This is a genomic window from Streptomyces radicis, from assembly GCF_003626575.1.
GTDB lineage: Bacteria > Actinomycetota > Actinomycetes > Streptomycetales > Streptomycetaceae > Streptomyces > Streptomyces radicis.
The window spans coordinates 1-23502 of record NZ_RBDY01000051.1 but is presented as its reverse complement, the minus strand read 5'-3'; the positions used below and the strand labels follow the sequence as shown (position 1 = coordinate 23502).

The following is a 23502-nucleotide window of genomic DNA, read 5'->3' as shown; positions in this document are numbered from 1 at the left end:
ACGGCCCGATGAACTCCCACTCGTCGTCCGTCAGTTGCACTCGCGTCACGCAAGAAGATCTACCGGTCCAGGCCCCACCGTGAGGGAGAATCCCGCAGATTGATCACGACTCGATACGCTCCCTAGCAGGGGCTTCACGTCTACCTCCAGCCGGGCCACCCAACGCCTGCTCTGACCACGTACATCGCGATCATCCCACTTCGCGAAGATTATCTCGCTGAGAAAACCTCACTGAGCCTTTCTCGGTAACCGGTGATTACGTAGGGTTGTGGTTCAGGTGGTTCGGCCCTCCTTCCATTGGAGGATGACGAGGGCTGCCGCGGTAATGTCGCCGATTCGGCTGGGGTTGAGGGTGACGCGGCGTAGGGCTTTGAAGGTGGTCTTGAGCAGGGAGTTTCCGCGTTCGCCGATGGCTCGCAGGGCGGTCTGGACGGCGATGTACGCGAGATGTTCTTCGGCGAGTTGGTTGCCGGGGTGTCGTTTCACGGGGGTTCGGATGCCGATGCCGGAGCCGATGTATCCCATGTCGGTGAGTGTCGGCAGTCCGTCGCGGGCCGCTCTGTAGAGGGCGGGCAGGGCGTGCAAGCGGGCGGCGGTGAGGTCGCGGGCCGAGCCGGGCTCCACCGGCGAGGTCCACAGCGGGAACCGTCCGGGACGGTGATGACCTGCACGTTTCCCCCGGCTGCCGGTGCTTTCCGGAGTACCGGAGGTCGACTTCCCGGCCCTTGGCGTTCAAAGCCTTGGCGGCCACCCGGTCAGTGTGGATCAGAGTTCCGTCGAGCAGCAGGTGGGTGAGGCCCGTGGCCTTGGCGCGTTCGATGGCGGTGTGGATGTCGGGGGCCTGGGAGGCCGGCACGGCGATGCCTTCGTGCAGGCCGCGATAGGCCGTGGGGACGGAGATGGCGTTGTCGCGAGCCAGTTGGGAGATCCGGGTGCCGTCGACAAACCACCGAAGGGCCAGGACGGCCTGCTTGAAGCAGCCGAGAGCCCGGCGGTTCAATGTGGGACGTCCCGAGAACGGCGCAGACAGCGAAAAAGCATCGCCGCGCCCAGGATTTGAACGAGGAACTGGGTGGCCAGTGCGATGCGGAAGTCCGCGAGGTCTGGCTCCGCGGTGGTCTCTCGGGACTGGTCCAGCGTGAAGCCGATCAGCATGATGGCCAGCAGGGCTGCCGTGTAGCCGCCGATGTTGGCGATACCGGAGGCGGCACCGACGCGGTGTGGCGCGCTCCCGGCGCGTGCGATGTCGAGACCGAAGACGGCAGCTGGGTTGCCCAGGCCCAGGACGATCGCAAGGGGGAAGAGCAGAGTAAGTGGTGCTGGCTGAGTGGGCCACAGGAGGACGAGGCTCCAGGCAAGTGTGGTCGTAGCGGCGATGCTGAGCACCAGCGGCAGGCGCCAGCGAGGGCGTCGGCCCGAAATTACTCCGAACACCGGGCCCAACGCCATGGTTACCACCAGCGGGACCGCTGTCACGTAGCTGGCGGTCGCTTCGGGCAGTTCTTGGCCCTGGGTCAAGTAGGGATACCCCCAGAGCAGGACGAAAACCTGAACGGGGAAGTGGACGGTGAACATCAGCCACAGTCCCACCTGCGTTGTCGGCTGCCGCCAGGCTGCGACGAGTGCTGACCGGAAGGTCTCCTCCGAGGGGCGGCGTGTCTCGGGCGACAAGGCGTCCGGAGGCGCGTCCCGTACGCCTACCCATACCACAGCGATCAGGCACGTTGTCAGTAGTGCGATGGTGTAGAAAACGGGTTCCCAGCCGAAGGCTCGCAGCGCAGCGGCGAGGGGAGGGATGGCGGCCAACCCTCCCGCCGTGCCGGCAACGATCGTGAGCTGAGCGAGCACGGGAGTGCGGGTGGTGGGGAACCAAGCGGAGATCAGCCGCAGCACACTGATCATGACCATGGCGTCCCCGCAACCGAGCAGGGCGCGCCCCAGGAGGACCAGGGAGACGGTCTCCCCGCCGGCCACCATCGTCTGCGCGACCGCCATCACCGTCAGGCTGGTGGTCAGCATCACCCGAGGCCCATACCTGTCGACCAGCAGGCCAACGGGAATCTGGGTGGCGGCAAAGACGCCAAGCTGAACCGCGGCGAAGGAGGACAGTGCTGTCGCGTCCACTCCGAGCCGGTCAGCGGCCATCGGGCCGGCGACTCCCAGGGTGCCCCGATTGAAGATCGCCACCACGTACGTGAGAGCGCCGGCCGCCCATGCCACCCACGCTCGTGCGGGGACACGGACGGCCGGCTCGCCGGCATCCGAGGTCGGCGAGTTCCTGTCCGTGCTCACGACATGACTTGGCGGAGCGTCATGACGCACTGAGCAAGCCGACGTCTGTTTGTCATGTTCCTCAGCTCTCCTGCCATTGGCCGACTCCTTGCGAGACAAGCAGAGCCACATGGCCCGCGTCCGCCGCTGGGGCTCCCCCTTCGGTCTGGCTGAGCTGGTCCCTTTGCCTTGCCATGTTCGCCTGGGAGAAGCGCTTGGTGCGCTGAGTGTTGCGGCCGAACGTGACGAAGGCGGAGACCCTTTCACGGAGAGCGGTGAGCTGCGGAGAGTCCGGTTCGGGGGTGACAGCACCGGCGTGGGTGATGCGTACGTCGAACACCACGAGGTCGCCGGCGTCCATCAGGACCTGAGCCGGGCTGACGGGCTGGACATGGGGGCGCAGATGCGACTTCGGGTCAACACGGAGGCAGTTGTCGCTCGTGGAGTCCTGGAGGTAGATGCCGACCTTCACGACTTCCGGCGGCCCGGTGAAGAGCTCCTCGGGGGACTCGCCGAAGTAGCCGCAGAGCGAATCCCCCAGGGCCTCGCTGCCGCTGTCCTTGTGCCAACCGGGGGCAAACCCCTGATGCGCGTCGCTGTGTCCGGTGAAGATGATGTCCCGGGTGCCCAGCGCCGACCTGGCGAGCTCGACGACCTGAGGATGTGCGTAAAGCCAGGAGAGGCCGGGGACGAAATGAGCGGCCGCCGGCTGCACCTGTGCTTCGCCATGTAAGACGCCACCGCCTGCCGCGAAATGCGCGGTGATCAGGGTTCGGGCACTGTGGATCTGGTCCGGGTCGAGCCGGTTCTTCGCAATGGCCCAGCCGACCGTCGAGACGAGATCAGCTACTTCTGAAAGTTGCGCGTTCATCGTAGTCACCGAGAACTCCTTCGTTGATGGCTCGCCGGATTGTGCCGTCCGGACGCGGCGCCGGTATTCAATGGGCCGCGCGCAGTCAGTCCTCTGGGATTGGTGGAGCGGAGTGAGTGCCACCATTGAGTCGCACCGTAGGCAAATGGGTTTGTGACCTCTGCGGGAGAGTAGCTAACCGCACTTGTAGCCAAAGGTAATCGTAGGCGTTGTCCGGGTTAACGAGGGATGCAGGTTTTGTGTCGGCCTTCTTGCTATACGCCATGAGGCTCGTCGAGCCAACATGCGGAAACGCGCCATTTTGGCTTGATCCCCCAGGGTGCATGCGAAGGGCCGGAGCGAAACTTTCAGGAGGCGAGCGCCCATCTAAGCGAAATGTCAAGGACGGTGTGGTTCCCTGTGCACTCACTCGTGTGCTTCACTGAGGGCGGACGGGATTAAGTCGGAGCGATGGAGAAAATCGGTGTCTAGCTATGTTGTCTTCGATCTGGAATTCACGACATGGCGAGGAGCGCTTGAGCGGGACTGGTCGGCACCTGGTCAGTTGCGCGAGATCGTGCAGATCGGCGCATTGCGTGTAAGTGATACACATGATGTGCTCGACTCGTACGAGGCGCTGGTGCGGCCTCTGGTCAACCAGCGACTGTCGGACTACTTCACTCAACTCACCGGGATCACTGAGGAGATGGTGGCCGGCGGCAGTCTTCATCCGGCCGAAGCGCTCAGTGGTTTGCTGGAGTTCTGCCGGGGACAGACCGTCCTCTCGTACGGCAACGACATGGTAGTTCTCGGCGAGAATACGGGATGGGCACGCCTGCGCGGCGAGGAGATCAAGGCCGGCTTCCTCAGTCCTAGTTTTCTGAACATTCGCCCCTGGGTGAATACCCTCGCTCCAGTAACTGGATCGGTCAACGTGGGGCGCCTATGGCGAGTTCTTGGCCTGCCCAAGCCGGCTGGCGGGGAGGAGCATTCGGCGCTCTTCGACTGCTATTCGCTGGCAGCGGCAATCAGGCATCTCTGTTCCACTGGGGCTTCCCTACCCGAAGGCTGCCTCACCAGCTCAAATTGACTCGAAGCAACATGCTTGAGCCTTATCAAGTTCGCCCTGGTTTCGTGCCTACCTTGTGGTGGGCGGGGAAGCCGACTCCCCGGACAGCCGTTTTCCGCCTTGCCTGACGGCCGTGCCCTCCTGTCAGGCTCCTGTGAGACATAAGACGATAGAATCTTCTATGGCTACGTAGCGGGCGAGAATAGAATCTTTCGAACGTGACGCTGAGTAGTGCCGGACTCAAGGCCGAAGTGGCCGATGATGGGGCCGTGGGCAAGAAGAAGCCTGGTCCCCGAGCCGGTGGGCCGAGGCGGCGGACCTTCACTCCGGAGTACAAGCTGCGGATCGTGGAGGAGTACGAGCGGTTGAGCGAGCCGGGCGCGAAGGGTGCGCTGCTGCGCCGGGAGGGCTTATACCACTCCCACATCATCGACTGGCGGACCGCCCGCGATGCCGGTGCACTGGACGCGCTGGCCGTGAAGCGGACTGGGCCGAAGGGCAAGCCGGACGTCGAGATGGAGAACGGCAAGCTGCGGGCGGAGAACGAGCGGCTGGCCGCGGAACTGGCGAAGTCGCAGAAGGCGCTGGCGATCCTGGGAAAAGCACACGAGCTGCTGGAACTGCTCTCGGAGCACGAGGACTCCGGCAGCAGGCGGACGAAGTGATCACCGAGGCGCACACTGGAGCCCGTGATCGGCATCGCCCTGTCGGCGATCGCCGTGGAATCGTGGGCCGGCGGGCGAGCCGCCGATGCGATGGCGCCCCGGCGGACGGTCGGGCCATTTCTGGCGTTGTCGGGGGTGGCCGTGGCGAAGACACCCTCGTCCGTCTCGCCGGCACGGCCGACGGCACACTGGCGCTGCTCGTCGGCGGTTTCTGCCTGTTCCTGCCGGCCGCGCCGCTCACGGCAGTGACCCCCATGGTCGCTCCTGCTGGTCGATCTGGAGGTGACCGGCGCGGTGGTGGGGCGCCTGTCGGGGATCGGCCCGGCGGGTGGCATCGCCGGCACCATGCTGACCGGCTTCGTGCTGATCTCGGTCGTCCCGGTCAGCGTCATCCTGATCGCCCTCGGGGTGGTCCTGTTGGTCGCCAGCGTGCTCGTCGACGCCTCGATGCGGGACTGACGGCGTGGCCGGCAGGCGGTGCTGGCGGGTGGGGCTGTCAGCGGCAGCATCGCCGTGAGCACGGCGGTCCCCAGCGGATGCGACGCGGAGACGCGCTACCACTGCGCCGCAGTGGTGGAGGATCCCGACCGGGAGAGCGGCCGTACCCTCGTCCTCGACGGCCTGCGACACTCCTACGTCGACCTCGATGACCCCGAACACCTGGACTTCCGCTACGTCCAGGCGATCGCTTCCCTCGCCGACACCGCGTATCCGCCGGGCGAGGCGCTGGACGCCTACCACCTCGGTGGCGGCGGGCTCTCCATACCGACCTACCTGGAGGCGATGCGCCCCGGCTCCACCAGTGTGGTGTCCGAGATCGACGCCGGTCTGATCGACGGTGGAAGCCGTGCTGAACGCGGCCCGCTCCGAGGGGCCAGAATCCGGTTACCGACAACGGCCGCGCCACCTTCTCCACAGCGACCGCCCTCCGCCTTCTGGGAAACGATCTCCACCATGCTGGGAAGCGATCTTCGGAGCCCTGAATCCACGCTGGTCAGCATGACTCGTCAACGGCCCCACCGCTCAGCTCGCCAACCAGGAGATGAACGACCGAGCCGCACGAGCCGCCGATTGAGGTTCTTCCTCGGCACCCACATGCCGGGACGTCGACGTTGTCACATAGCAGGCGGCCAGCCATCCCATCCGACTGGTGGCGGCGCGGCTACCGCACGTTGGGTGAGAGGAGGGAGAAGGAACCGGTGCGGTGCCTTGGCGCCCCCGGGAAGCATGGGGGTGATGATGCGGGCGGCTGCGGCGAGGTCAGGTATGTCGCCGGGCCGGGCACGGCTGACGCAGATCGCGTCGATCCCGGCCGCGTTCGCCCCTGCCGCGTCCGCACGGGGGTTGTCCCCCACCATCCACAGCCGCCCGCTGGAACCGGCCGCCGCGCGAGTGGCCGCGAAGGCGCGCGGGTGGGGTTTTTCGAAGCCGGTCACTGCGGAGTTGACCACCGTCCGCAGGCGCGGGGCCACGTCGAGGTGGCCGAGGATCATCTCGAGTTCGGGGACGTGGTTGGGGCACACCATGTCGCCGCCAACCGCGGGCGGTGAGTGCTTCCAGTACCTCCACGGTCTGGGGTACAGGCCGGGTCGGTGCAGGCGGCGCGGGTGGCGTGCGCGGCGGCCGCCGCGGCCTCCCGGGGCATGCCCAGGCCGCGCAGGGCTTGGGCGACGATGCCGGTGACGTGCGCCCACCAGGTGTCGGGGTCGGCCAGGTGCGGGTGAGGCCGGTCGTGGTGGTGCCAGGGGAAGCCGGTGGCCAGCGCGTCGTAGACCCCGGCGTGCGTGAAGGCGCGGTCGGGTTGCTGGCGGTTCCCTATCTCCAGCGGGCATTCGGCCCAGGTTCCGTTCCTGCGGTGACCCAGGGTGCCGCCGAAGTCCCACGCCACCACCCCGGCATCGTCGTCAGGGTGGCCGGTCACCACAGGTCCAGCTCTTCCAGCAGGGCGGCCGCCGGGATCAGTCGCCCGGTGGGGCGGCCGGTGAGCAGGTCGTCGGCGACGTCGACCTTGTGGTCGAGCCGGATCATCTCGCGCCAGCGCAGCACCTGCTCCCACTGAGCGATCCAGGCGGGTTTGAGGTCTTCGACGGGGATGTCCTGGAGGTGTCGGCCGTCGGCCAGCAGGCGGGCGCCGGTGCGCGGGCCGATGCCGTGGATGCCGGGGATGTTGTCGGCCGGATCCCCGGTCAGGGCCCGGTAGTCGGGCCACTGGGCCGCGGTCACCCCCCACCTCGGCGACAGGTGCGCACCGGTGGTCAGGCGGCGGTCCTCGGCCAGGCCGGTGTTCAGCAGCCGCACCTCGGGGTCGGCCAGCAGCTGGTAGAAGTCGCGGTCCGCGCTCATCACGGTGACCTCCCGCCCGCCCGTACGTGCGGCGGTGGTGAGGGTCGCGATGACATCGTCCCCTTCGCAGCCGGGCTGCTCGATCCAGCCCACCTTCATCGCGTCCAGGCCCCGCTTGATGTCCGCGAGGGATTCGATCAGCCCGGGCCCGGGCGCCAGCCGCTGAGCCTTGTAGTCGCTGTCCTGGGCGGCCCGGGCATTGCTGCCGTCCTCGGCGTCGAAGACAACGAACAGCTCGTGATCCTGGGCGTGCTGGGTCTGTGCCTTCCGCAGGAGGGCGGTGAAACCGAACACGCCGGTGCGGTCGACGGTCTTGTCGCGGGAGGTGATTCGGGTCGGGAAGCCGTACCAGGCGCGGTAGAGGAGGTTGTGGCCGTCGACGAGGAGCAGGGGCGCGGTCGGGCTCATGCTGTGGCCTCCGTGGTCTCAAGGGGGTGGTGGGGGGCCTGTGACCGCGGCGGACGGGCATCCGGTGACGGATGGTCGGTGAGTTTAGCGGCGTGCCCGTCGCCGGGGCGGATGAACCGGCCCAGAAGCGCGGCCAGATGGGCGGTCGCGTCACGCTCGCCCACGACCCGGTGGTGCGCGGCGGCGCGCATCCGGGCGTGTTCGGCGTCGGTCAGCGTCAGGGCGCGGTGCAGACCGGTGGTGAGCGCCCCGGGCCGGGTGGGGTGGTAGAGGAGTCCGTTGTGGCCGTCGGTGATCTGTTCGGTGAAGCCGTCGCGGCCTGGTGCCAGGACGACCGGGCCCGCGTCACGGGCCCACAAGGCGGTCTCGAACACGGTGTTGGCGAGGGTCTCGCCGCGGCTGGGGCAGGCCATGACGTGCGTGCCGGGCCAGGAGGCGAGCGCGCGCGGCAGGTCGCGGTCGAACGCGCCGACGATCGTCGCGGACAGGCCCAGGTCACGGCAGCGTGAGCGGTAGGTGCCCAGGAGGGTGGCGCGTTCGTCGTCGGTGGGCACCGCGATGGCGGCCAGGTGCACGCGGTCGCGCAGCGTGGCCGAAGCGCCGATCGCGTCGATGAGGAGGTCCAGACCCTTGGTCGGGTCGGTGCGGCCGACGTGGGCGATGATCGGCCGGCCGGTGGGGATGCCGAACCTGGCCAGCACCTCGGCGGCCCGGGCCGTGGGCATGGGTTGGAGGTCGGCGGCGGGCAGGTGGAGGCCGGAGGGCCAGGACACCAGTCGGCCGGGATCGAGGCCGTACTCCTGTGTGAGGTGGCCGGTGAGAAAGGCCCCGATGTCGGCCACCCATGCTCGCGGCAGGGCGTTGACGGCAGTGATGGCCCGCTGCTCCCACGCGAGCCTGCCGGGATCCGGGGTGGGGCGTTCGGTGATGCGGGTGGTGGAGAACAGCGCCAGCACCGCCTCGACCCGCTCGTCTCCGGCAGCGGCCGCGGGGACACCGGCGAAGGGGGTGTCCACGGCCACGACGATGACCCGGGGGTGGGTGCGGGCGAGGTCGCTGGCCGCCGTGGCGGCTGCGGTGGACAGGTGCTCGAAGGTCTCCGGGAGCCACAGCGGGCCGCTGGTGTCATAGATGAGGGGGATGACCTGGCCGCCGAGCGGTTCGACGACGGAACGGGCGTAGGCGAGGTCGGCGGGGTCGTTGTTCCAGGTGGCCGGGCCGGGCTGCGGGACGGCGAGATAGGGGGTGAAGTCGCCCACGGCGGTGGCCAGCCGGGGGTAGTGGTGTTCGAGGACGGCCAGCAGGGTCTTGGTCTGTCGGCCGATGCCGTTGGTGCAGTTGGTGATGCCGTTGACGGCGCAGTACAGCAGCGCCGGGGTGTCATGGACCGGCATGAGCGGTCTCCCTTCGGTCAGCCAGCGGCGTAGAGGTCTTCGGGATGGGGCTGCCAGACCTTCGACTTGGCCGGGGCCGGACGCATGCCATGGGCCGCGAGCGCGTCGGTCAACTCGGCGGCGGCGGCCTCGGCTTCGGCTCGGGTGGTGGCGAAGAGGGTGTAGTTGTCGGTGAGCCGCACCACCGCCCGCGTGGAGATCAGCTGGTCGACGGGGGTCATGCGGAGGTTGGTGAGCATGGGGTTCAGGCCGCTGCCGGGCGCGAGCGGGTCGGGCAGGGCGGCAAGGATGCGGCGCAGCAGACCGAGGAGGGTGCCGTCGTGGACGAAGCGGGCCACCGAGCCGACGGCCTGATCCAGGCCGACGCCCCGGGAGGCGGCGGCGACGTCGATGTCGGCGACCCAGGTCCGTCCAGCGGTCAGGTGGGCGGCGGCCGCGGCGACGGCCAGCGGGCGGCCGGCGCGCCGATGCCATCCGAACATCCACCGTGGGTAGGCATCGTGTTCCAGGACCGGCTCGACGGCGTTGCGCAGGGCCCGGTGCACGATGCGGTCCTCCACCGTGGGGATCACCACCGTCATCCGCTTGCCCCACGCGTCGAAACACACGGTGCGCACCGGCGCTGGCCGCCACGAGCCGTCGGCCAGCCGCCGCGAGAGGTCGGCGAGTCGGCCGGTCAGATCCTGGCGGTAGGCGCGCCAGGTCATCCCGTCGGCTCCGGGGGAGCCGGTGCGGCCCATGCACTGGCGGGCGGCGCGTTTGAGCGCCGAAGGGTCGGTGACCTGCCGCATCAGAGAGTGCCCGGCCGGACCACCGCTCACCGCCGCACCCCCACCGTTGCGTCGAGGAACGCCTGGGCCACCGCGATGGGGGTGTGCGCGGCGACCTGGCCCGGTGCGGCGCAGGATGCGGCGTGGTAGCCGACCCGGTCGGCCAGCAGCGCGTCGAGTGCCCGCCACAGCCGATCCGGCCCGTCGGCCAGCGGCAGCAGGCGGCCGGCCGGGCCGGTCAGGGCCGGGAGGTGGCCCAGCTCGTATCCCATGACCGGCGTGCCCACCGACAGCGCTTCGGCGGCAACGTTCCCGAACGTCTCGGGGCTGGTGGAAGCGACCGCGGTGACCGCCGCCCGGGCAAGGAACGGCTGGACTCCGTGCCAGGGCAGGGCGGGCAGCAGCCGCACCTGCGGCAGGTCGGCGGCCAGCTCCCGGCATGCGTCGAGCACCTGCTCCTGCATGCCGGGCCAGTACTCGAACCCGGCCGGGGCCAGCACGATCTCCACCTCCCGACCCAGCTCGGCAGGGAGTGCCCTCAGGAGTTCGGCGGTGCCCTTGTGCGGCTCGGCGCGGGCCACGATCCGCACCGGCCCGGCCCGGCGTAGTTCCTCCCGCTCGGCCGGGGACGGTGGGGCAGCAGTGTGAAGCAGGGCGTTGGGCACCACCTGCCACATCGTGGTGTCGAGTCCGGCGTCGGCGGCCTGGTCGAGGAGGAAGTCGCTGACGGTGATCACCGCTGGGTGGTGGGCGAGGCTCGCGTGCATCGGTTCGTCGGTGCGCAGCACGTGCACCATCAGCGCGGTGGCGACGCCGGGCGGAGCGGGAGCGAGATAGCCCAGGCCCCATACGGCGTCGACCCAGCACACCAGGTCCACGCGGTGGGTGGTGAGGAGGTCGTGGAGTTCGCGTTCGACCGGGCCGGTGTCGGTCAGCTGCTTGGTGAGGTCGGCCTCGACCGCGGGGCGAGGCAGGCGGATGCTGGCCAGCCGCACCAGCCCGGGAACGTGGTGGCCGGTGGCCGGTCCCGCGGCCACGATCAGGGTGCGGTGGCCCTGGGCGCGCATGCCTTCGGCGAGGGAGGCGACGGATCGTTCGATCCCGGCCGGTTCGTCGGTGTTGTAGGTCAGCAGGACAAAGGCGACGGTCAGCGGCTTCACGAGCACCCTTCCATGCGGTCGGAGGCGGACGGGGGTCGGGTGTCGCGGACGATGCGGATCCCGACGCCGGGCGAGACCAGGGTCGGCAGCACGTCGTTCGCGTGCGCGCAGGAGGCGTACTGCGGGAGGGAGTTGTAAGAGCCGCCGCGCAGGAGCGCGATGCCGTCCCGGCGGCCGGGGGCGAGGGTCCACTCCCACACGTTGCCGGCCACCCCCCCACAGCCCCTGCGGGGTGCGACCGGCTGGCAGCTGGCGGACGCGGACGGGGTGGCCGGGGCCGAGGTCGCGGAGGTTGGCGTGTGCGGGGGTCGGCTCGTGCTCGCCCCAGGGGAAGCGGCGACGGCCGGCCGAAGCCATCCACTCCCACTCGGCGCTGGTGGGGATCCGGCCGCCCAGCGCGGCTGCCAGTACCGTGGCCTCGGCCAGCGGCAGGCTGGTGATCGGGAGGTGGCCAGCGGACAGCACGGTGTCCGACCACCACAGGCCGGAAACGGTCTGGGCGCGGTGCCACTCCCCCGCCGACAGATCCCCGCCGGGCACGTACGCCCACTGCACGGGGTCGGCGGCGGGCACTAGCCTGGCGTTGTCCCGGGCAGCAGGTACGTTCCCCGGCGGGATGATCGGCCCGCTCACCAGCACACGCGGGCTCGCCGTCGGCGAAAGACGGCCCTGTCCGGGCGCCCGCCCGCTCATCGGCTGCTCCCGGAGGCCAAGGCCAGCAGCCGGTCTCCCAGCACTGTCTCGAACGCGCCGGTGAAGCTGACGCTCACCGTGCGGGCGCTCGGTTGGCGCACTCCGCGCATACTCATGCACAGGTGCTCGCCGTCGGCGACCACCCCGACGTCCTCGCTGCCGGTCGCGGCGGCCACGTCCCGGGCGATGCCGTCCACGATCCGTTCCTGGACCTGTAGACGGTGGGCGTGCGCGGCGGCGATACGGGCGAACTTCGACAGGCCCAGCACCTGTCCGGCCGACCGGTAGCCGATGGCCAGGTGAAGGCGCATCGGCAGTAGGTGGTGCTCGCACAGGCTCCAGACGCCGATACCGCGGACCACGACCATCGTCTCGGTGGCGGCGTCGAGGTCCTGGGCGAAGACGGTGTCGGTGCGGCCCGGGTCGTGGTCGAGGAACTCCGCCCACCAGGCCGCAGCCCGTTCGGGCGTGTCTCGCAGGCCCTCGCGCCGCGGATCCTGCCCCAGCGCGGCCAGCAGCTCACGGTAGAGCTGGGCGACCCGGGCGGTATCCACCCGGCCCGGCGCGGCCGGGGCCGGTGTGTGGTCGGTCAGCAACTTCGTCATCGCACCGGCTCTCTCGTCTCCAGGCGCGCTCCCGCGCGCAGCACGTCGACCGCCCGGGGGCCCTCGAACAGCAGCAGGTCCAGCGCATTCAGACCCGGCGCCCACCCGGGCCAGCCACCGGCGTAACGGGGGTGGGTATAGGTGGCGACCTCGACATGGACGCCGCACGCGGCCAGCACCTCGGCGTCGAGGTAGCCGAGCGCGCCGACGCCCACCCGCAGCGCCCTCGATCCGGTGCGGCGGCACAGATCCGCCAGCATCGCGGTCCGCACGCCCGCCGGGGCCAGGGAGCTGGAGCGCACCAGCCGCACCCGCAGCCCCAACCCGTCGAGCAGGAACCGTGTCAGCGCCTCGTCCAGGTCGACCAGCCGCTCCCATCGGGTGGCGTAGAGAGCGGCGAGCCGTTCCCGGTGGGTGGGCCAGTAGGGGGCACGGGCGTAGGTGTGCTCAAGGGTGCGCCAGTGCCGCGCCGCCCACGGCTCGTCGGCCAGCCGCACCTGGTTGATGGACTGTCCGAAGCGGCGGCACACCGGCACCGTCAGCCGCGCCCGCTTATCCGTCGCGGCCGGGTTGCGGATGTGGTTGCGGTGCTGCCAGCCCCGCTCGGAGAACTGCACGTGGTCCAGCAGCACCAGCTCCTCGACGTCGAGGAGGCGGGAGAAGTAGCCCTGCCAGGGCAGATACGCGGGCTGGTGCGCCACCAGCACCCGGGCCGGGACGGCGGCGGTCACCAGGCGATCCGATACGGGGTGAACGCCTCGGCCCGCCCGGCGCCGACCCCCGCCGCCATGGCGGTGTCGATCGCCCGGATCCGGCCCGGGCTGCGCGGGTGGTCCTCACCACGCAGCTCACCCTCGTAGCAGGCCAGCGCCTTGTCCTTCACCCGCGCATGGCCGGTGATGTCCACGACCACAGGCCCGCGCGGGCGCCGCGCGCCCCAGCAGAGGTCTTCCGGACCGTCGAACCCCAGCACGATGCGCGGAACGTGGCGGGCGGCGCCAGCTGGCCGGACCGCCGCGTAGCAGGCGCGGTGCACAAGCCGGTGCTCATGGTGGACCGCGCCGTCGGTCGGCATCAGCAGCGCCGCTGGCCGCAACGACTCCAGCGACAAGCGGTGCCCGCCTTCCAACAGCCGGATGAGTCCGGGCAGGTGGGCTTCGAGGTGGCGGGCGCGCTCGTCGTCCACCCAGGCGATGTCTCGCCCGGCCACACCGAGCACGTCGCAGGCCGCCTCGAACTCGGCGCGGCGCCGGGCGGAATCGTGGGGTGCGCCCCAGCGGGGCAGCGGGTAGCAGGTGATCGCGAGAACGTGGACCTCCACGCCCCCCGCGGTGAGGCGGGCGATGGTTCCGCCGGCCCCGAGGGTCTCGTCGTCAGGATGGGGCGCCACGACCAGCACGCGGTCGCCCGATGTCAGGCCCAGCATGGCCTGCCTCCTCTTGATGTCCGTGGAAGGTGAACGGGCCCCGGGAAACTCGGGAAAGGGGAGTCAGATGTCCCGGACCGGTGGCCCGGTCCGGTGGTGCAGACGGGTCAGTGCGGGAAGCGGTTCGGCCGACGGCGGCGGTGCCTCCCAGGGGAAGACGACCCAGTCGGCCACCTCCCAGCCCCACGTGTCAGGCGCGAAGCGAGTACCGGCGTTGCGGCACAGCACCGCGGTGCGTACCCCGACCGGCGCGACCCGGGCGGCCAGGTCGGCAAGGACGGCCCGAAGGGTCGCGCCGGAGCCGACGACGTCGTCCACCACCAGCAGGCGCCGACCGCGACCGAGCACCGCCAGGGCGGCCTCCGGCACGGCGTCCAGCCGGACCCGGCCGCTGGCCGAGGCCCGCGGGGCATCGGTGGTGTTGTGCCGAGCGCCGATCACGACCGCGGGCACCGACAGGTGCGCGGCGACCCATTCGGCCAGCTGGGTACCGCCGCGCGCGATCCCGACGACCGCCTGCGGGCGGTGCGCGGCCTCGGCCCCGGCGATCAGGCGCGCCGCCGCGGTGAATGCGTCGGGCGTCAGCCGCCAGGTGCGGCGGCCCTCGAAGACCCGCGCGGGCACCGGGGCCGACCCGGTCACGCCCAGCCCCAGGTGGCCAGAATCTTCTCGGCCGCGCCGAAATGGGCGACCGGGTCGGTGATGACGTGCACCACCGGCACGGGGGGCGTGCCGAGAACTTGGAGGTAGGCGGGTTCAAGCAGGAGAAGCGCCTCGCAGGTCGGATGGATGGCGAGATGGACGGTCAGCGCGTGGCGCACCGGTCGGCACAGCGCCCGCGCCCGGCGTTCGGTCAGCGGCTGGTCGTAGGTCTCCAGCGGGGCATCCGCGGGCACCAGCCCGTGGCGGGCCGACAGCACAAGCACCTGCCGACGTCGGCCCGCATCGGCACCGAGCCGGTCGCGCAGCCGCGGCACGCACCCACCCTGGTAAAGCTCCAGCGCGGGCACCGGGCGTGAGGTGACCGTCTTGCGTCGGGAACAGCCGACCACCACCAGCCCGTCGATCAGGTCAGCGCCCACGCTCATCACCCCAGATCAGAACGTGCTGCCGGGTGCTGAGATGCCAGCCGCGAGCCAGGGTCTCCTCGGCCACCGCGCGCAGGCCATCCAGCACCGCACCGGCCGTGGTCCCCTCCGGCATCACCCACACCTCGCGCAGCGCGAACCGCCGGGCCAGCGCCGCGATCTCGTCCAGTTCGCCCAGGTGGTTGACCACGAACTTGAAGCGGGCCTTCCCACACCGAGCCAAGCTGGCCAGGGCATCCGGGACGATCCGCCGACGCTCGGAGTCCCCGGCGGCGGCCAGCTTCGGGGAGACGTTGAACGCGGTCACCGCCTCGACCAACGTCGGCCTGGGGACCAGCGTGCCGTTGGTCTCCACCTCCACCTCGCGCCCGGCAGCGCGTAGGCCGACCGCGAGCCGCTCCAGCCCGCGCCACTGAAGCATCGGCTCCCCGCCGGTCAGCACCACCAGCCGCGGCGGCAGCGACAGAGCCCACGCAAGGAGCGCGCCCACGCTCTCCCGGCGCGCGACCTCCGGGTCCTTGGGGTCGAACCGCTTCCAGTCCCAGGTGTAGGGGGTGTCGCACGCCCAGCTGGCCGACGTGTGCGTGCCGCAGGAGAGGTTGCAGCGGCTCAGCCGGATGAACACCGCCTGCTGCCCGGCCGACGGCCCCTCACCCTGGAACGTCGGACCGAACGTCTCGGCGACGATCAGCTCGTCCTCCCGCGCGGTGGTCACCGGATCACCTCGAACTCGGCCCATGACGAGGCCGCTTCCGACACGCGCACCCGCTCCAGCCGTCCCCTGATGCCCGGTGCGACGTGCTCGATGAACCACTCGGCCAGGAAGCGGGCCAGGTTCTCCGAGGTCGGCGAGAACGGCAGCACCTCGTTCAGCAGTTGGTGATCCAGGCGCTCGTCGATGAAGGTCCTGACCGGGGCCAGGTCACCGAAGTCGGTGACGAACCCCCGCCCATCCAGCTGCTCCGCGGCCAAGATGATCTCGGCGGTGTAGCTGTGCCCGTGCAGGCGCGCGCACTGGTGCCCCTCCGGCAGGCCGGTCAGCCGGTGCGCGGCCTCGAAACGGAACCGCTTCCCGATCCGGAACCGGCCCGCCACCCCGCTCACCGGCCGCTCCCCACGCTCAACGCCGCGGCATACACGGTCGGATCGGCGACACCCGCGACGGTGAACGCCTCCCGCCGCTCCACGCAGGTGCCACAGGTCCCGCAGTGCACGGCGTCGCCCCTGTAGCACGACCAGGTCAGCTCGAACGGCACGCCGAGCTTCGCCGCCGCTTCCACGATGTCGGCCTTGGAGACGGTCAGGAACGGCGCCAGGAGCTGGAAGCCGTCGGGCAGGAACCCGGCGTTGCCCGTGCGGATCGCGGCGGCGAACTGCTCGAAGAACTCCGGACGGCAGTCCGGGTAGATGGCGTGGTCACCGGCGTGCGCGCCGAACGCGACCGCGTCCGCCCCAACGGCGATGGCCGTGCCCGCCGCGATCGAGAGCAGGATGGCGTTGCGGTTGGGAACCACCGTGGCCCTCATCGACGCCGCGGTGTAGTGCCCGTCCGGCACCTTCACCGCCACGTCGGTCAGCGCCGAACCGGCCAGCAGACGGCCCAGGCCGGTGAGGTCGACCACCTCGTGCCAGGCGCCCAGATGCCCGGCGATGCGCCGGGCGCAGTCGAGCTCCTTGCGGTGGCGCTGGCCGTAATCGACGGACAGCAGACTCACCTGTACGCCCTGGGAGGCGAGCAGGAAGGCCACCGTCGTGCTGTCCAGCCCACCGGAAGCGATCACGACCGCGTGACGCGGCGCGTGTTCCGTCATCTCGTGTCACACCCTCTCAAAGAAGCCCCGCGCCAGGCGCGGAGGCGGGGACGTCGATCGGCCCTCACTGCCGGATTGCGAGGCCGTGAAGTCAGAAGCCGCGACATGGGTTTCGGGAAAGCGGCGGGCGCGGCGCTACTCCCCGCAGCCAGGCCGCCACCTGGCATCAGTAAGCCCGCCCGGGGCAAGATGAGGCGACCGTGAGCGGCACTCACTCACGACTCACGTCGACTCATGAGAGGACGGCGCAGATGGCCCGCGAAGAGGAGACGACGTTCGCGGTCGAACTCACGCACTGGAGGACCGTCCGCGGGCTGTCCAAAGCTGCCCTGGCCGGCCTGCTGAACGTCGACCCCTCCTACGTCAGCCACCTGGAGGGCGGCCGAGAACAAGGCAGCGCCCAACTCGCCCGCCGCGCAGACCACGTGCTGAACGCCGGCGGCGCGCTGTGGGCTGATCGTGCTGGACGACGACGCCGCCCTCCACTTCGACGGCACCCACTTCCACCTACGGATGCGCCGCGCCCTGCGGAACAACGGCACCGAGCCCATCACCCGCTACCTCATCCGCATCGCCGTCGACCGCTACCCCGGCGAGCCCGAACGCAGCAACGCCCTCTACCGTGCCCACCCGTTGGCCTGGGACGAACTGAACCTCGCCGCCCACTGCGGCACCGAACCGATGACCTGGACGGTCAAACACGACCGCGACGCCTTCAAAGAGGTCTGGCTGGAGTTCGCCAACCCCCAGACGCGGTTCCCCCTCTACCCCGGCCAGACCACCGAGATCACCTACTCCTACAGCGTCAGCGCCGAGAAATGGGGCCCATGGTTTCAACGCGCCGTGCGTCTGCCCACCCGCCACCTGAACGTCACGCTCACCTTCCCCGTAACCAGCAACCCCACTGTCTGGGGCACCACCACTTCCATGAGCGCCCAGGTCGCGCCACTGCGCACACCGCCCCAGCGCACCGACGACGGCGACCGCGCCGTCTTCTCCTGGTCCACCGTCGACCCCGAACTTCACGCCCGCTACCGGCTCGAATGGCGCCTGAAGACTTCCCAGAACCAGGAGGATGAGTCCGTGACCACGCCCACCGCGAGCCAGGCCATGGCCGACGCCGGTATCGTCCAGGAAGACGACCCCATCCTCACCCGCCCGGCCCGCCCCTTCGGTCTCCCCGCAGAGGCCGCCGAAGCCCAGCAGGTGATCGACGAGCTGATGGCCGCGATCGACCGCGTCCGCGCCCTGCACACCTTCGGTAAGGGCATGGGCATCGCGGCCCCTCAGCTGGGCATCGACCGGTCGGCCGCCGTCGTCCTGCCTCCGGACTCGGGCGCCGAGCCCATCGTGCTCCTGAACGCCTCCATCACCGAGACATCCCCGGAGGAAGACCAGCAGTACGAAGGATGCTTGAGCTTCTTCGATGTCCGCGGCCTCGTGCCTCGCCCCCTGCATATCCTGGTCGCCCACACCGACCTCGACGGCACCCCCCGCCTGACCCGTTTCCATCACGGCGAAGCTCGCTTGGTCGCCCACGAGATCGACCACGTCGACGGCGTCGTCTACCGCGCCCGCATGCGTCCAGGCACCAGGCCCATCCCCGTCGAGGAATACCGCGGCACCGGCCACCGCTGGAACTACAACTGACCCCTTCACGTGCACATCTCCCGAGCTGCGAAGTGAGAGGGGGTGCTGGATGAAAGATCGGGATTGGGGCTGTCTTGCCATTGCTCAGGGGAGGCGGGCCAGGTCCGACATCCACTCCGTGAGCGATGTGCATCGTGAAGTCGTAGGTCACGGGTCTGGCGTGAATGGCGATTTGGGTACTCGTGCCGGTCGGCGGCCGATGACCATGGCGTCGATCACCGGGTCGGCTCAGGCGGGATGCCGGGTTCGGCTGCGCCCACGACCGGCCGCCGCCTACGATCCGTCAGCGGGTCGACACGCCGTGAGAACGCGGGAGAGCCCGGGGGATGCAGGAGCGGCAGTGGATCAGTGCCCGCCGGAGCGAACTGGCCGCCCTCGCCGAAGAGTTGGTCAAGAAGCTCCCTGAGGTTCCAGGCCGAACGGGATGAACTGGCGATCGCGGCGAGCGGGTGCTGAACCGCCTGGCCGAACAGGCCCGGGCCGACGCCGGGGCTGTCGCTCCGGCGTCGGCGAAGGTGGCCGGGCGGGCAGTCCTGCTCATCCCGCACCGCGGCGACGCGGCTGACGAGGGAGCGCTGCCTGGCGACTACCGCAAGATCCTGGCGATCGTGCGGGAGGCCGACGGCCTGGTGCAGGTCAGGGCCATCGGCGAGCGGCTGGGGCTGGACGCCTCGGTGCGCGGCAAGCTGGAACCTTGGCGGGCGAAGATGACCAAGCTCGCCAACCGCGGCTTGCTACACAAACGCCCTGACGGGCAGTTCATCGCACGTCCATAACTGCGCAGGGACGGGGGCGTAACTGACGGGCCTCCGACGGCAGTTGAGTTGATGTGGAGAAAAACAAGGGTTCCGTCGAGGGCCCTGACGGCTTTGTCTGCACCGCCCGCCTGCCGCTGTCGAGTGCCACTCTGAACTGGCTCGCCAACCTGTGTGGAGGAGAATGGTCTGCGCAGGTCTCGGTGAGCCGGAAGGGCGAGGGGTGCTGTACGAAACCGCACAAGGTGCGCTGGAACAGCTCACGGATGATCTTGTTCTGGAACGGGTGGCGCTATGGGTGCTGCGGGAGCGGCATCGCAACCTCCGGCCTACCAGCGCCACGAGTGATACCGGTCTCGATGGCTACAGCCGGCCCTTGTTCGAGGGCAGGATCGACGTGGCGTTGTGGGTCAGCCTGCAGAAGTCATGGAGCGCGAAGCTCACCATCGAGTTGGAGAAGCATAAGAAGCACGGGCGTACGGCGCCAGCCTTCTTCGTGATGAACCGCTCGACGACCGAGATCAAGAAGGGGCAAGAGCGGAAGCGGGCAAAGACGGAGTTCGGGGTGGACCTGGAGATCGTCGACCTTGCCGAGCTCGTCACGGAGCTGGAGTCGGACAGTCTGCGATGGGTTGCCGAGGCCGAACTGGGGGTCCGTCCGCGCCAGCCCCGGGCCCTGTCCACTGCGGAGATGTACCTGGAGCGACTCTCCGGCACCGTCCCGGGGATGACCGCCGAACTCCACGGCGCAACTGAGACCCAGGACCGGCTCCGTACCGAGCTCGACGCGGAAGGCCCCACAACCAGGATCGTCGTCGTGGAGGGCCCTGGAGGCAGCGGGAAGACCCGGCTTGCGATCGAGACGGCCCGATCCGTCGCCACGACGCTCGTCGTCCCCTCCGGCGCACCCCTCACAACGGAGGCGTTCAACGAGGTGGGGCTGGACGGTCCCCTGATCCTCGTGGTCGACGACGCCCACCGCAGCGAGAGCCTGAGCGCGGTGGCCGCCATGCTCGCCGATCCTCGGTTCGACCGGGTCCGTCTGCTGTTCACCCTCCGCCCCGGCGAGCGCGAGCAGACGCTCTACGCTGCCGGCGCCGAGCAAAAGGCTGGCGCCCCGGTCGTTCTAGGACGTCTGGAAAGGCCGGAGATCGACAGGATCATTACCGACCACGGCATCCAACACGAGGAGTTCCGTAACAGCGTCATCAACCTTGCTGGCGGCAATCCGCTGCTCGCCCATGCTGCGTGTCAGGTGGCCCTGACCAGCGGGAAGTTCGGCTGGGGTGATGCATCGGGACTGTTGCGGAACCTGGTGGCCAACCGGCTTGTGGCGATGGAGGATCCCGGCCTGCACCGCGCGGTCGTGGTCGCCCTCGCCCTGCTGACCAGGGCCGGCGACCTGGCTGGACACCATGGCGGCAGAGACGTTGCCGTCCTCCACGGTGCGGTTTCCGGCCTTCCGTCCGAGCCGGACCGTCTCGACCGACTTCTGGACAACCTCGTCGACGCGGGGTTGGTGGACACGCCGCCCTACACCTTCCGCCCCGACCTCGCCGCCGTCGTTCTCGTGGCCGACGCACTCACCCCGTGTGCCCCCGTCCGACTGGATGCCCATACCGCCCTGCAGCAACTGGCAGCCCGGGCAGGAATTTCCTCGGGGAACACGCCACAGGAGAACGCCGAAGCACTGGGCGGCGCGGCGCAGCGCCTTGGCCCGCAGATTGCCGTGCTGGCCGATGCCGCCCGAAGCAGCGGTAACCAGGCAGCAGGCGCGGCAATCGCGCAGTTCGTCCTCGGCTTGCTGCCCGAGGACGCCTCTCTCGGTCACTGGACCAGTGTCGTGCACCTCGCGTCCCGGGCTGCCCCTGCCGATCAGTCTCTCCTGGTGCAACTCGCCGCACGGCTGGCCCGGCAGTGGCCGTCTCCTGCCTCTGGCCAACTCTGGGGTGACGAGGACGCCTTCGCGCACTACCGGTTCGAATTGGACAAACTCTGCGAGGAGTTCGCCCGACTGGCACGACTCACTGATCCGCTGGCAAACCCGGCGGCAGTGGCGGCCGTCCTGGACATCGCCTGGCTGGTGGACGCTGCCCGACCTGTGTTCGGCGATGGGCAACCTGGTGCTCTGCTCCGGACGTTCGAGACATGGGGTGCCCCCCGCTGCTCGCACGCTGAGGGCTGCGAGGCACTGACAACGAGCCGCGGTGCCCTGCTCGACGCGATCTCCCGGTGGGCCCGGGACCGTGCGGCCGAGCCGCCGCTCGGGCTCAACCCGGAGGACGCCACCAAGCGGGGGCCTCAGTCCCTTGCACGCGTGCTTCTCGCAGCCCTGCAGCCGTTCCTACACGTCACCGCGGAACGGGTGCGGTGGGGCACGCCGGAGCAAGCAAATACCTTCAACATCCGCATCATGGTGCTGCCCGATGTTGCGGAGACCCGGGATCAGCTCAACCAAGCCCTCGACCTGCTCGCGCCGCTACTCATGGAGCAGGTGCTGCGTGAGCCCGAGCACCGTCACCTCCTCAATGCCCTGGTCGCCCTGCCCCGGCAGCTGCGCCAAGCGGCGGCCCTCGGTCTGCCCGGTAGTACCCGGCAGCCGTTGCCCGAGTACGCGGAGCAGACCCTGACGGCAGCCGCATCGCGGTTCGCCAGCAAGATCGCCGAGCATTGGACGGGGCTTCCGCTGTCCGTACGACGCCTGGCAGCCGAAGCCGCGCTCGGGATGGGATATTGGCGTACCGATCTGACTGCTGCGGCAGCGGCCGGGGAACCTGTTGCAGCAGCGGCACTCGCCGACCAGGAGCTCGCCAACCTTCTGGTCGTTCAGCCGCCCCATACCTTCAGCGGCGCCTGGCAGGAGGACGTCGCAGCCCAGACGCCCGCCGCCGTCGCGCTGGCCGGCGCGCTGACCACTGAGCAGGCAGTCGATCTCCTGGAAGCCACCGAACCCCACGTCTTCGGCGCAGCGCGTGTAATCCTCCCGGCATTCGCAGCAGCGGTAGGCGAGAACGCGACCGATGCCGACTCCGTCCTTGCGCGCCTGGCCCACGGTCCCCTGGCCGCGGAGGCTGCGCTCCTGGCTGGACTCGCTCGCCGGTATCCAGAGCAGGTGTGGCAGTGGGTGTCCGAGCGCACGAGCGACACCAGGATGGCTGGACTCGCGCTCTCGATGGTGGACGACCATCCCGACCACGAAGAACCGCTCCTACACACCCTCGTGGAAGCAGCCATCGGCTCAGGGAACGCGGAGTCGGCCGCAATCTGCGAACAAGTCGCCAGCCACTTGGGGCGCTGCACCAGATCGGCTGACGATCGCTTGGCGCGCCTGGCCCAGCTGGGTACCCGGGGGTCGGAGCAGGCGGTTCCTGCGGTTCTGGCGGCGATTGGGACGGTCCTCCTCCCGAGGCCGCAGGTGGACGCCACAGCGGTGACCGCATGCGCTGCTGTGCTGGACCGCATGCCTGCGGCCGAGCACCTCAGTCAAGGTCTCGACCCCTACCTTGCCGCAGAAGGGGCGATGCAGATCGCACGCCGGGTACCTGAGCGGTTCGCCGAGGTTCTGGTGGGCCACATCCGCCGGGGCTATCCCTTGCCGACCACGTTGGCGGAGTACATCGAACACCTCGATGCCGAAGTGCGCGATGAGATCACCGCCGCGTTCGTCCACCACTGGTCGATCGCATCGATCACCGCGCCCGATGAAGCCGCCGAGTCGCTGATGTGCCGGGCGTTTACCCAGATCGGCAGGGATACCAACGCGTGGTCGCGCACGCTGTCCGAATGGGCGAACGGCGTACCGAGCACGCGCCGTCGAGCTACGGAGGCGATCCACTCTGCCTGGTCGACCGCCACCTGGGAAGAGATCGTTCCAGCCCTGCTCACGGCCGGATTGGACGCAGAGGGCCAGGAGCTACTCCTGCACGGGTTGACCTCGGAGGACGGTGTCTTCACCGACCCGGACAGTGTGATCAGTCCCCGCCGCGAAGTCGCGGAGAAGTTGCGGGCCCACCCCAGCCCTGTGGTGAGGGACTTCGCCGCTGCCGCAGCGGCCCACATCGACAGCTTCGCCTCGACGCTCCGGGACCTACAGAGCCGTGCCCGCAACGGCTACCCACAGTAGTGACCCGAATTGCCGCCAGTCCGGCAGTCGACTTGCTCGTGGTGAAGTCAAGGGTCGCCTGGTAGCGGTCTTGTAGGCTCGCAGCACGTCTCCGAGAGCGTGGTCCACCACTTCTTCCTGCTGCACCATTCGTCGACGTCGGTGACGTGCCTTCCGCTTCGGCCAGTTGCCCCCTTGCCGAAGGCCACGCAGTGGCTCCGAGCCCGCCGTTGCTCGACGGTTCCGAAGCATCCATCGCCCAAGACCCCGAGAGCAATTGACCGTAGTTGCTCACTTTGGACCGGCGGCGGGCGCACTAGGGAGCGTATTTAGTTGTGTTCAAGGGGTGGCTCGTGTCAGGTCCTTGATCCAGATCATCGAGGCGCGAAGGTAGAGGCCGGCGAGGTAGCTGTCCGGGGTCTTGTCGTAGCGGGTTGCGATG

At 69.6% G+C, this 23502-nt stretch carries 23 protein-coding genes and 3 pseudogenes; 8 read left to right on the top strand and 18 right to left on the bottom strand.

Annotation, left to right across the window (positions count from 1 at the left end):
* Positions 1 to 273: 273 nt before the first annotated feature.
* The 3 genes and pseudogenes from D7318_RS34460 to D7318_RS31600 form a co-directional block, all read right to left on the bottom strand.
* Positions 274 to 1030, bottom strand: a pseudogene (locus tag D7318_RS34460) (transposase family protein).
* Complete coding sequence (locus D7318_RS31605) at positions 997 to 2190, bottom strand: MFS transporter (RefSeq protein ID WP_183091695.1); 1194 nt, start codon at positions 2188 to 2190, stop codon at positions 997 to 999. The pseudogene D7318_RS34460 and the gene D7318_RS31605 overlap by 34 nt, the downstream one beginning before the upstream one ends.
* A 163-nt stretch (positions 2191 to 2353) precedes the next feature.
* Positions 2354 to 3142, bottom strand: coding sequence for a phytanoyl-CoA dioxygenase family protein (locus D7318_RS31600; protein ID WP_230424312.1), 789 nt, complete (start codon positions 3140 to 3142; stop codon positions 2354 to 2356).
* Between the two features lie 463 nt (positions 3143 to 3605).
* Between D7318_RS31600 and D7318_RS31595 the strand changes: the two genes are divergently transcribed.
* The 4 genes and pseudogenes from D7318_RS31595 to D7318_RS34450 form a co-directional block, all read left to right on the top strand.
* Complete coding sequence (locus D7318_RS31595) at positions 3606 to 4211, top strand: 3'-5' exonuclease (protein WP_120700683.1); 606 nt, start codon at positions 3606 to 3608, stop codon at positions 4209 to 4211.
* A 197-nt stretch (positions 4212 to 4408) separates the two neighbouring features.
* Entirely contained in the window at positions 4409 to 4855 is a 447-nt protein-coding gene (locus D7318_RS33210) for a transposase (RefSeq protein ID WP_183091693.1), read from the top strand.
* Positions 4856 to 5137: 282 nt separating this feature from the next.
* Positions 5138 to 5314 (top strand): hypothetical protein, encoded by a 177-nt coding sequence (locus D7318_RS34455; RefSeq protein ID WP_230424309.1) that lies wholly within the window; start codon positions 5138 to 5140, stop codon positions 5312 to 5314.
* Between the two features lie 18 nt (positions 5315 to 5332).
* Positions 5333 to 5668 (top strand): annotated as a pseudogene (locus D7318_RS34450) (fused MFS/spermidine synthase); the annotation flags it as partial.
* Positions 5669 to 5970: 302 nt separating this feature from the next.
* Here the strand turns inward: D7318_RS34450 and D7318_RS34445 are convergent.
* The 15 genes from D7318_RS34445 to queC form a co-directional block, all read right to left on the bottom strand.
* Positions 5971 to 6348 carry an HAD hydrolase-like protein gene (locus D7318_RS34445; RefSeq protein WP_230424308.1) on the bottom strand — a complete coding sequence of 126 codons (378 nt, stop codon included), beginning with the start codon at positions 6346 to 6348 and terminating at the stop codon, positions 5971 to 5973.
* A complete protein-coding gene (locus tag D7318_RS34440) occupies positions 6345 to 6776 on the bottom strand; it encodes a hypothetical protein (protein ID WP_230424307.1) in 432 nt (143 codons plus the stop codon). Before D7318_RS34440 ends, D7318_RS34445 begins: the two co-directional genes overlap by 4 nt.
* Positions 6773 to 7606, bottom strand: a complete 834-nt coding sequence (locus tag D7318_RS31580) for a 5'-3' exonuclease (RefSeq protein WP_120700681.1) — start codon at positions 7604 to 7606, stop codon at positions 6773 to 6775. The genes D7318_RS34440 and D7318_RS31580 overlap by 4 nt, the downstream gene beginning before the upstream one ends.
* Positions 7603 to 9000, bottom strand: a complete 1398-nt coding sequence (locus D7318_RS34705) for a glycosyltransferase family 4 protein (RefSeq protein ID WP_120700680.1) — start codon at positions 8998 to 9000, stop codon at positions 7603 to 7605. Before D7318_RS34705 ends, D7318_RS31580 begins: the two co-directional genes overlap by 4 nt.
* A gap of 17 nt (positions 9001 to 9017) precedes the next feature.
* Positions 9018 to 9821 (bottom strand): reverse transcriptase domain-containing protein, encoded by an 804-nt coding sequence (locus tag D7318_RS31570; protein ID WP_120700679.1) that lies wholly within the window; start codon positions 9819 to 9821, stop codon positions 9018 to 9020.
* On the bottom strand, positions 9818 to 10930 hold the full coding sequence (locus tag D7318_RS31565) for a glycosyltransferase family 4 protein (RefSeq protein WP_230424306.1): 1113 nt from the start codon (positions 10928 to 10930) through the stop codon (positions 9818 to 9820). Before D7318_RS31565 ends, D7318_RS31570 begins: the two co-directional genes overlap by 4 nt.
* Positions 10927 to 11142, bottom strand: a complete 216-nt coding sequence (locus D7318_RS33565) for a hypothetical protein (protein WP_220729905.1) — start codon at positions 11140 to 11142, stop codon at positions 10927 to 10929. Before D7318_RS33565 ends, D7318_RS31565 begins: the two co-directional genes overlap by 4 nt.
* A 477-nt stretch (positions 11143 to 11619) precedes the next feature.
* Entirely contained in the window at positions 11620 to 12228 is a 609-nt protein-coding gene (gene folE / locus D7318_RS31555; RefSeq protein ID WP_120700678.1) for a GTP cyclohydrolase I, read from the bottom strand.
* Positions 12225 to 12959: a WbqC family protein gene (locus D7318_RS31550; RefSeq protein ID WP_120700677.1), complete on the bottom strand. Its 735-nt coding sequence runs from the start codon at positions 12957 to 12959 to the stop codon at positions 12225 to 12227. Before D7318_RS31550 ends, folE begins: the two co-directional genes overlap by 4 nt.
* Positions 12956 to 13654 carry a PIG-L deacetylase family protein gene (locus tag D7318_RS31545; RefSeq protein WP_120700676.1) on the bottom strand — a complete coding sequence of 233 codons (699 nt, stop codon included), beginning with the start codon at positions 13652 to 13654 and terminating at the stop codon, positions 12956 to 12958. The genes D7318_RS31550 and D7318_RS31545 overlap by 4 nt, the downstream gene beginning before the upstream one ends.
* A gap of 63 nt (positions 13655 to 13717) precedes the next feature.
* Positions 13718 to 14296: a phosphoribosyltransferase gene (locus tag D7318_RS31540; protein ID WP_183091692.1), complete on the bottom strand. Its 579-nt coding sequence runs from the start codon at positions 14294 to 14296 to the stop codon at positions 13718 to 13720.
* Positions 14293 to 14736, bottom strand: a complete 444-nt coding sequence (locus D7318_RS31535) for a DUF6884 domain-containing protein (protein ID WP_120700674.1) — start codon at positions 14734 to 14736, stop codon at positions 14293 to 14295. Before D7318_RS31535 ends, D7318_RS31540 begins: the two co-directional genes overlap by 4 nt.
* Positions 14726 to 15457, bottom strand: coding sequence for a 7-carboxy-7-deazaguanine synthase QueE (locus tag D7318_RS31530; RefSeq protein ID WP_230424305.1), 732 nt, complete (start codon positions 15455 to 15457; stop codon positions 14726 to 14728). Before D7318_RS31530 ends, D7318_RS31535 begins: the two co-directional genes overlap by 11 nt.
* Complete coding sequence (locus D7318_RS31525; RefSeq protein ID WP_220729904.1) at positions 15454 to 15846, bottom strand: 6-pyruvoyl trahydropterin synthase family protein; 393 nt, start codon at positions 15844 to 15846, stop codon at positions 15454 to 15456. Before D7318_RS31525 ends, D7318_RS31530 begins: the two co-directional genes overlap by 4 nt.
* Positions 15843 to 16553, bottom strand: a complete 711-nt coding sequence (gene queC, locus D7318_RS31520) for a 7-cyano-7-deazaguanine synthase QueC (protein ID WP_120700672.1) — start codon at positions 16551 to 16553, stop codon at positions 15843 to 15845. The genes D7318_RS31525 and queC overlap by 4 nt, the downstream gene beginning before the upstream one ends.
* A 251-nt stretch (positions 16554 to 16804) precedes the next feature.
* Here queC and D7318_RS34430 point away from each other — a divergent pair.
* From D7318_RS34430 to D7318_RS31500, 4 genes and pseudogenes are all read left to right on the top strand, one after another.
* Positions 16805 to 16948: pseudogene (locus D7318_RS34430) on the top strand (helix-turn-helix domain-containing protein); the annotation flags it as partial.
* 64 nt (positions 16949 to 17012) lie between these two features.
* Entirely contained in the window at positions 17013 to 18203 is a 1191-nt protein-coding gene (locus D7318_RS34425; protein WP_230424304.1) for a peptide deformylase, read from the top strand.
* Between the two features lie 449 nt (positions 18204 to 18652).
* Positions 18653 to 18979, top strand: coding sequence for a hypothetical protein (locus D7318_RS31510; protein WP_230424303.1), 327 nt, complete (start codon positions 18653 to 18655; stop codon positions 18977 to 18979).
* A gap of 202 nt (positions 18980 to 19181) precedes the next feature.
* The gene (locus D7318_RS31500) at positions 19182 to 23081 is read left to right on the top strand and encodes a hypothetical protein (RefSeq protein ID WP_183091691.1); all 3900 of its coding nucleotides are present in this window, start codon (positions 19182 to 19184) and stop codon (positions 23079 to 23081) included.
* Positions 23082 to 23502: the final 421 nt, after the last annotated feature.

Bases quoted from the DNA above. Each gene is read 5' to 3' on its own strand.
- folE (WP_120700678.1), bottom strand. From the start codon at position 12,228: ATGACGAAGTTGCTGACCGACCACACACCGGCCCCGGCCGCGCCGGGC.
- D7318_RS34445 (WP_230424308.1), bottom strand. From the start codon at position 6,348: ATGATCCTCGGCCACCTCGACGTGGCCCCGCGCCTGCGGACGGTGGTC.
- D7318_RS31600 (WP_230424312.1), bottom strand. From the start codon at position 3,142: ATGAACGCGCAACTTTCAGAAGTAGCTGATCTCGTCTCGACGGTCGGC.
- D7318_RS31545 (WP_120700676.1), bottom strand. From the start codon at position 13,654: ATGCTGGGCCTGACATCGGGCGACCGCGTGCTGGTCGTGGCGCCCCAT.
- D7318_RS34705 (WP_120700680.1), bottom strand. From the start codon at position 9,000: ATGCCGGTCCATGACACCCCGGCGCTGCTGTACTGCGCCGTCAACGGC.
- queC (WP_120700672.1), bottom strand. From the start codon at position 16,553: ATGACGGAACACGCGCCGCGTCACGCGGTCGTGATCGCTTCCGGTGGG.
- D7318_RS31580 (WP_120700681.1), bottom strand. From the start codon at position 7,606: ATGAGCCCGACCGCGCCCCTGCTCCTCGTCGACGGCCACAACCTCCTC.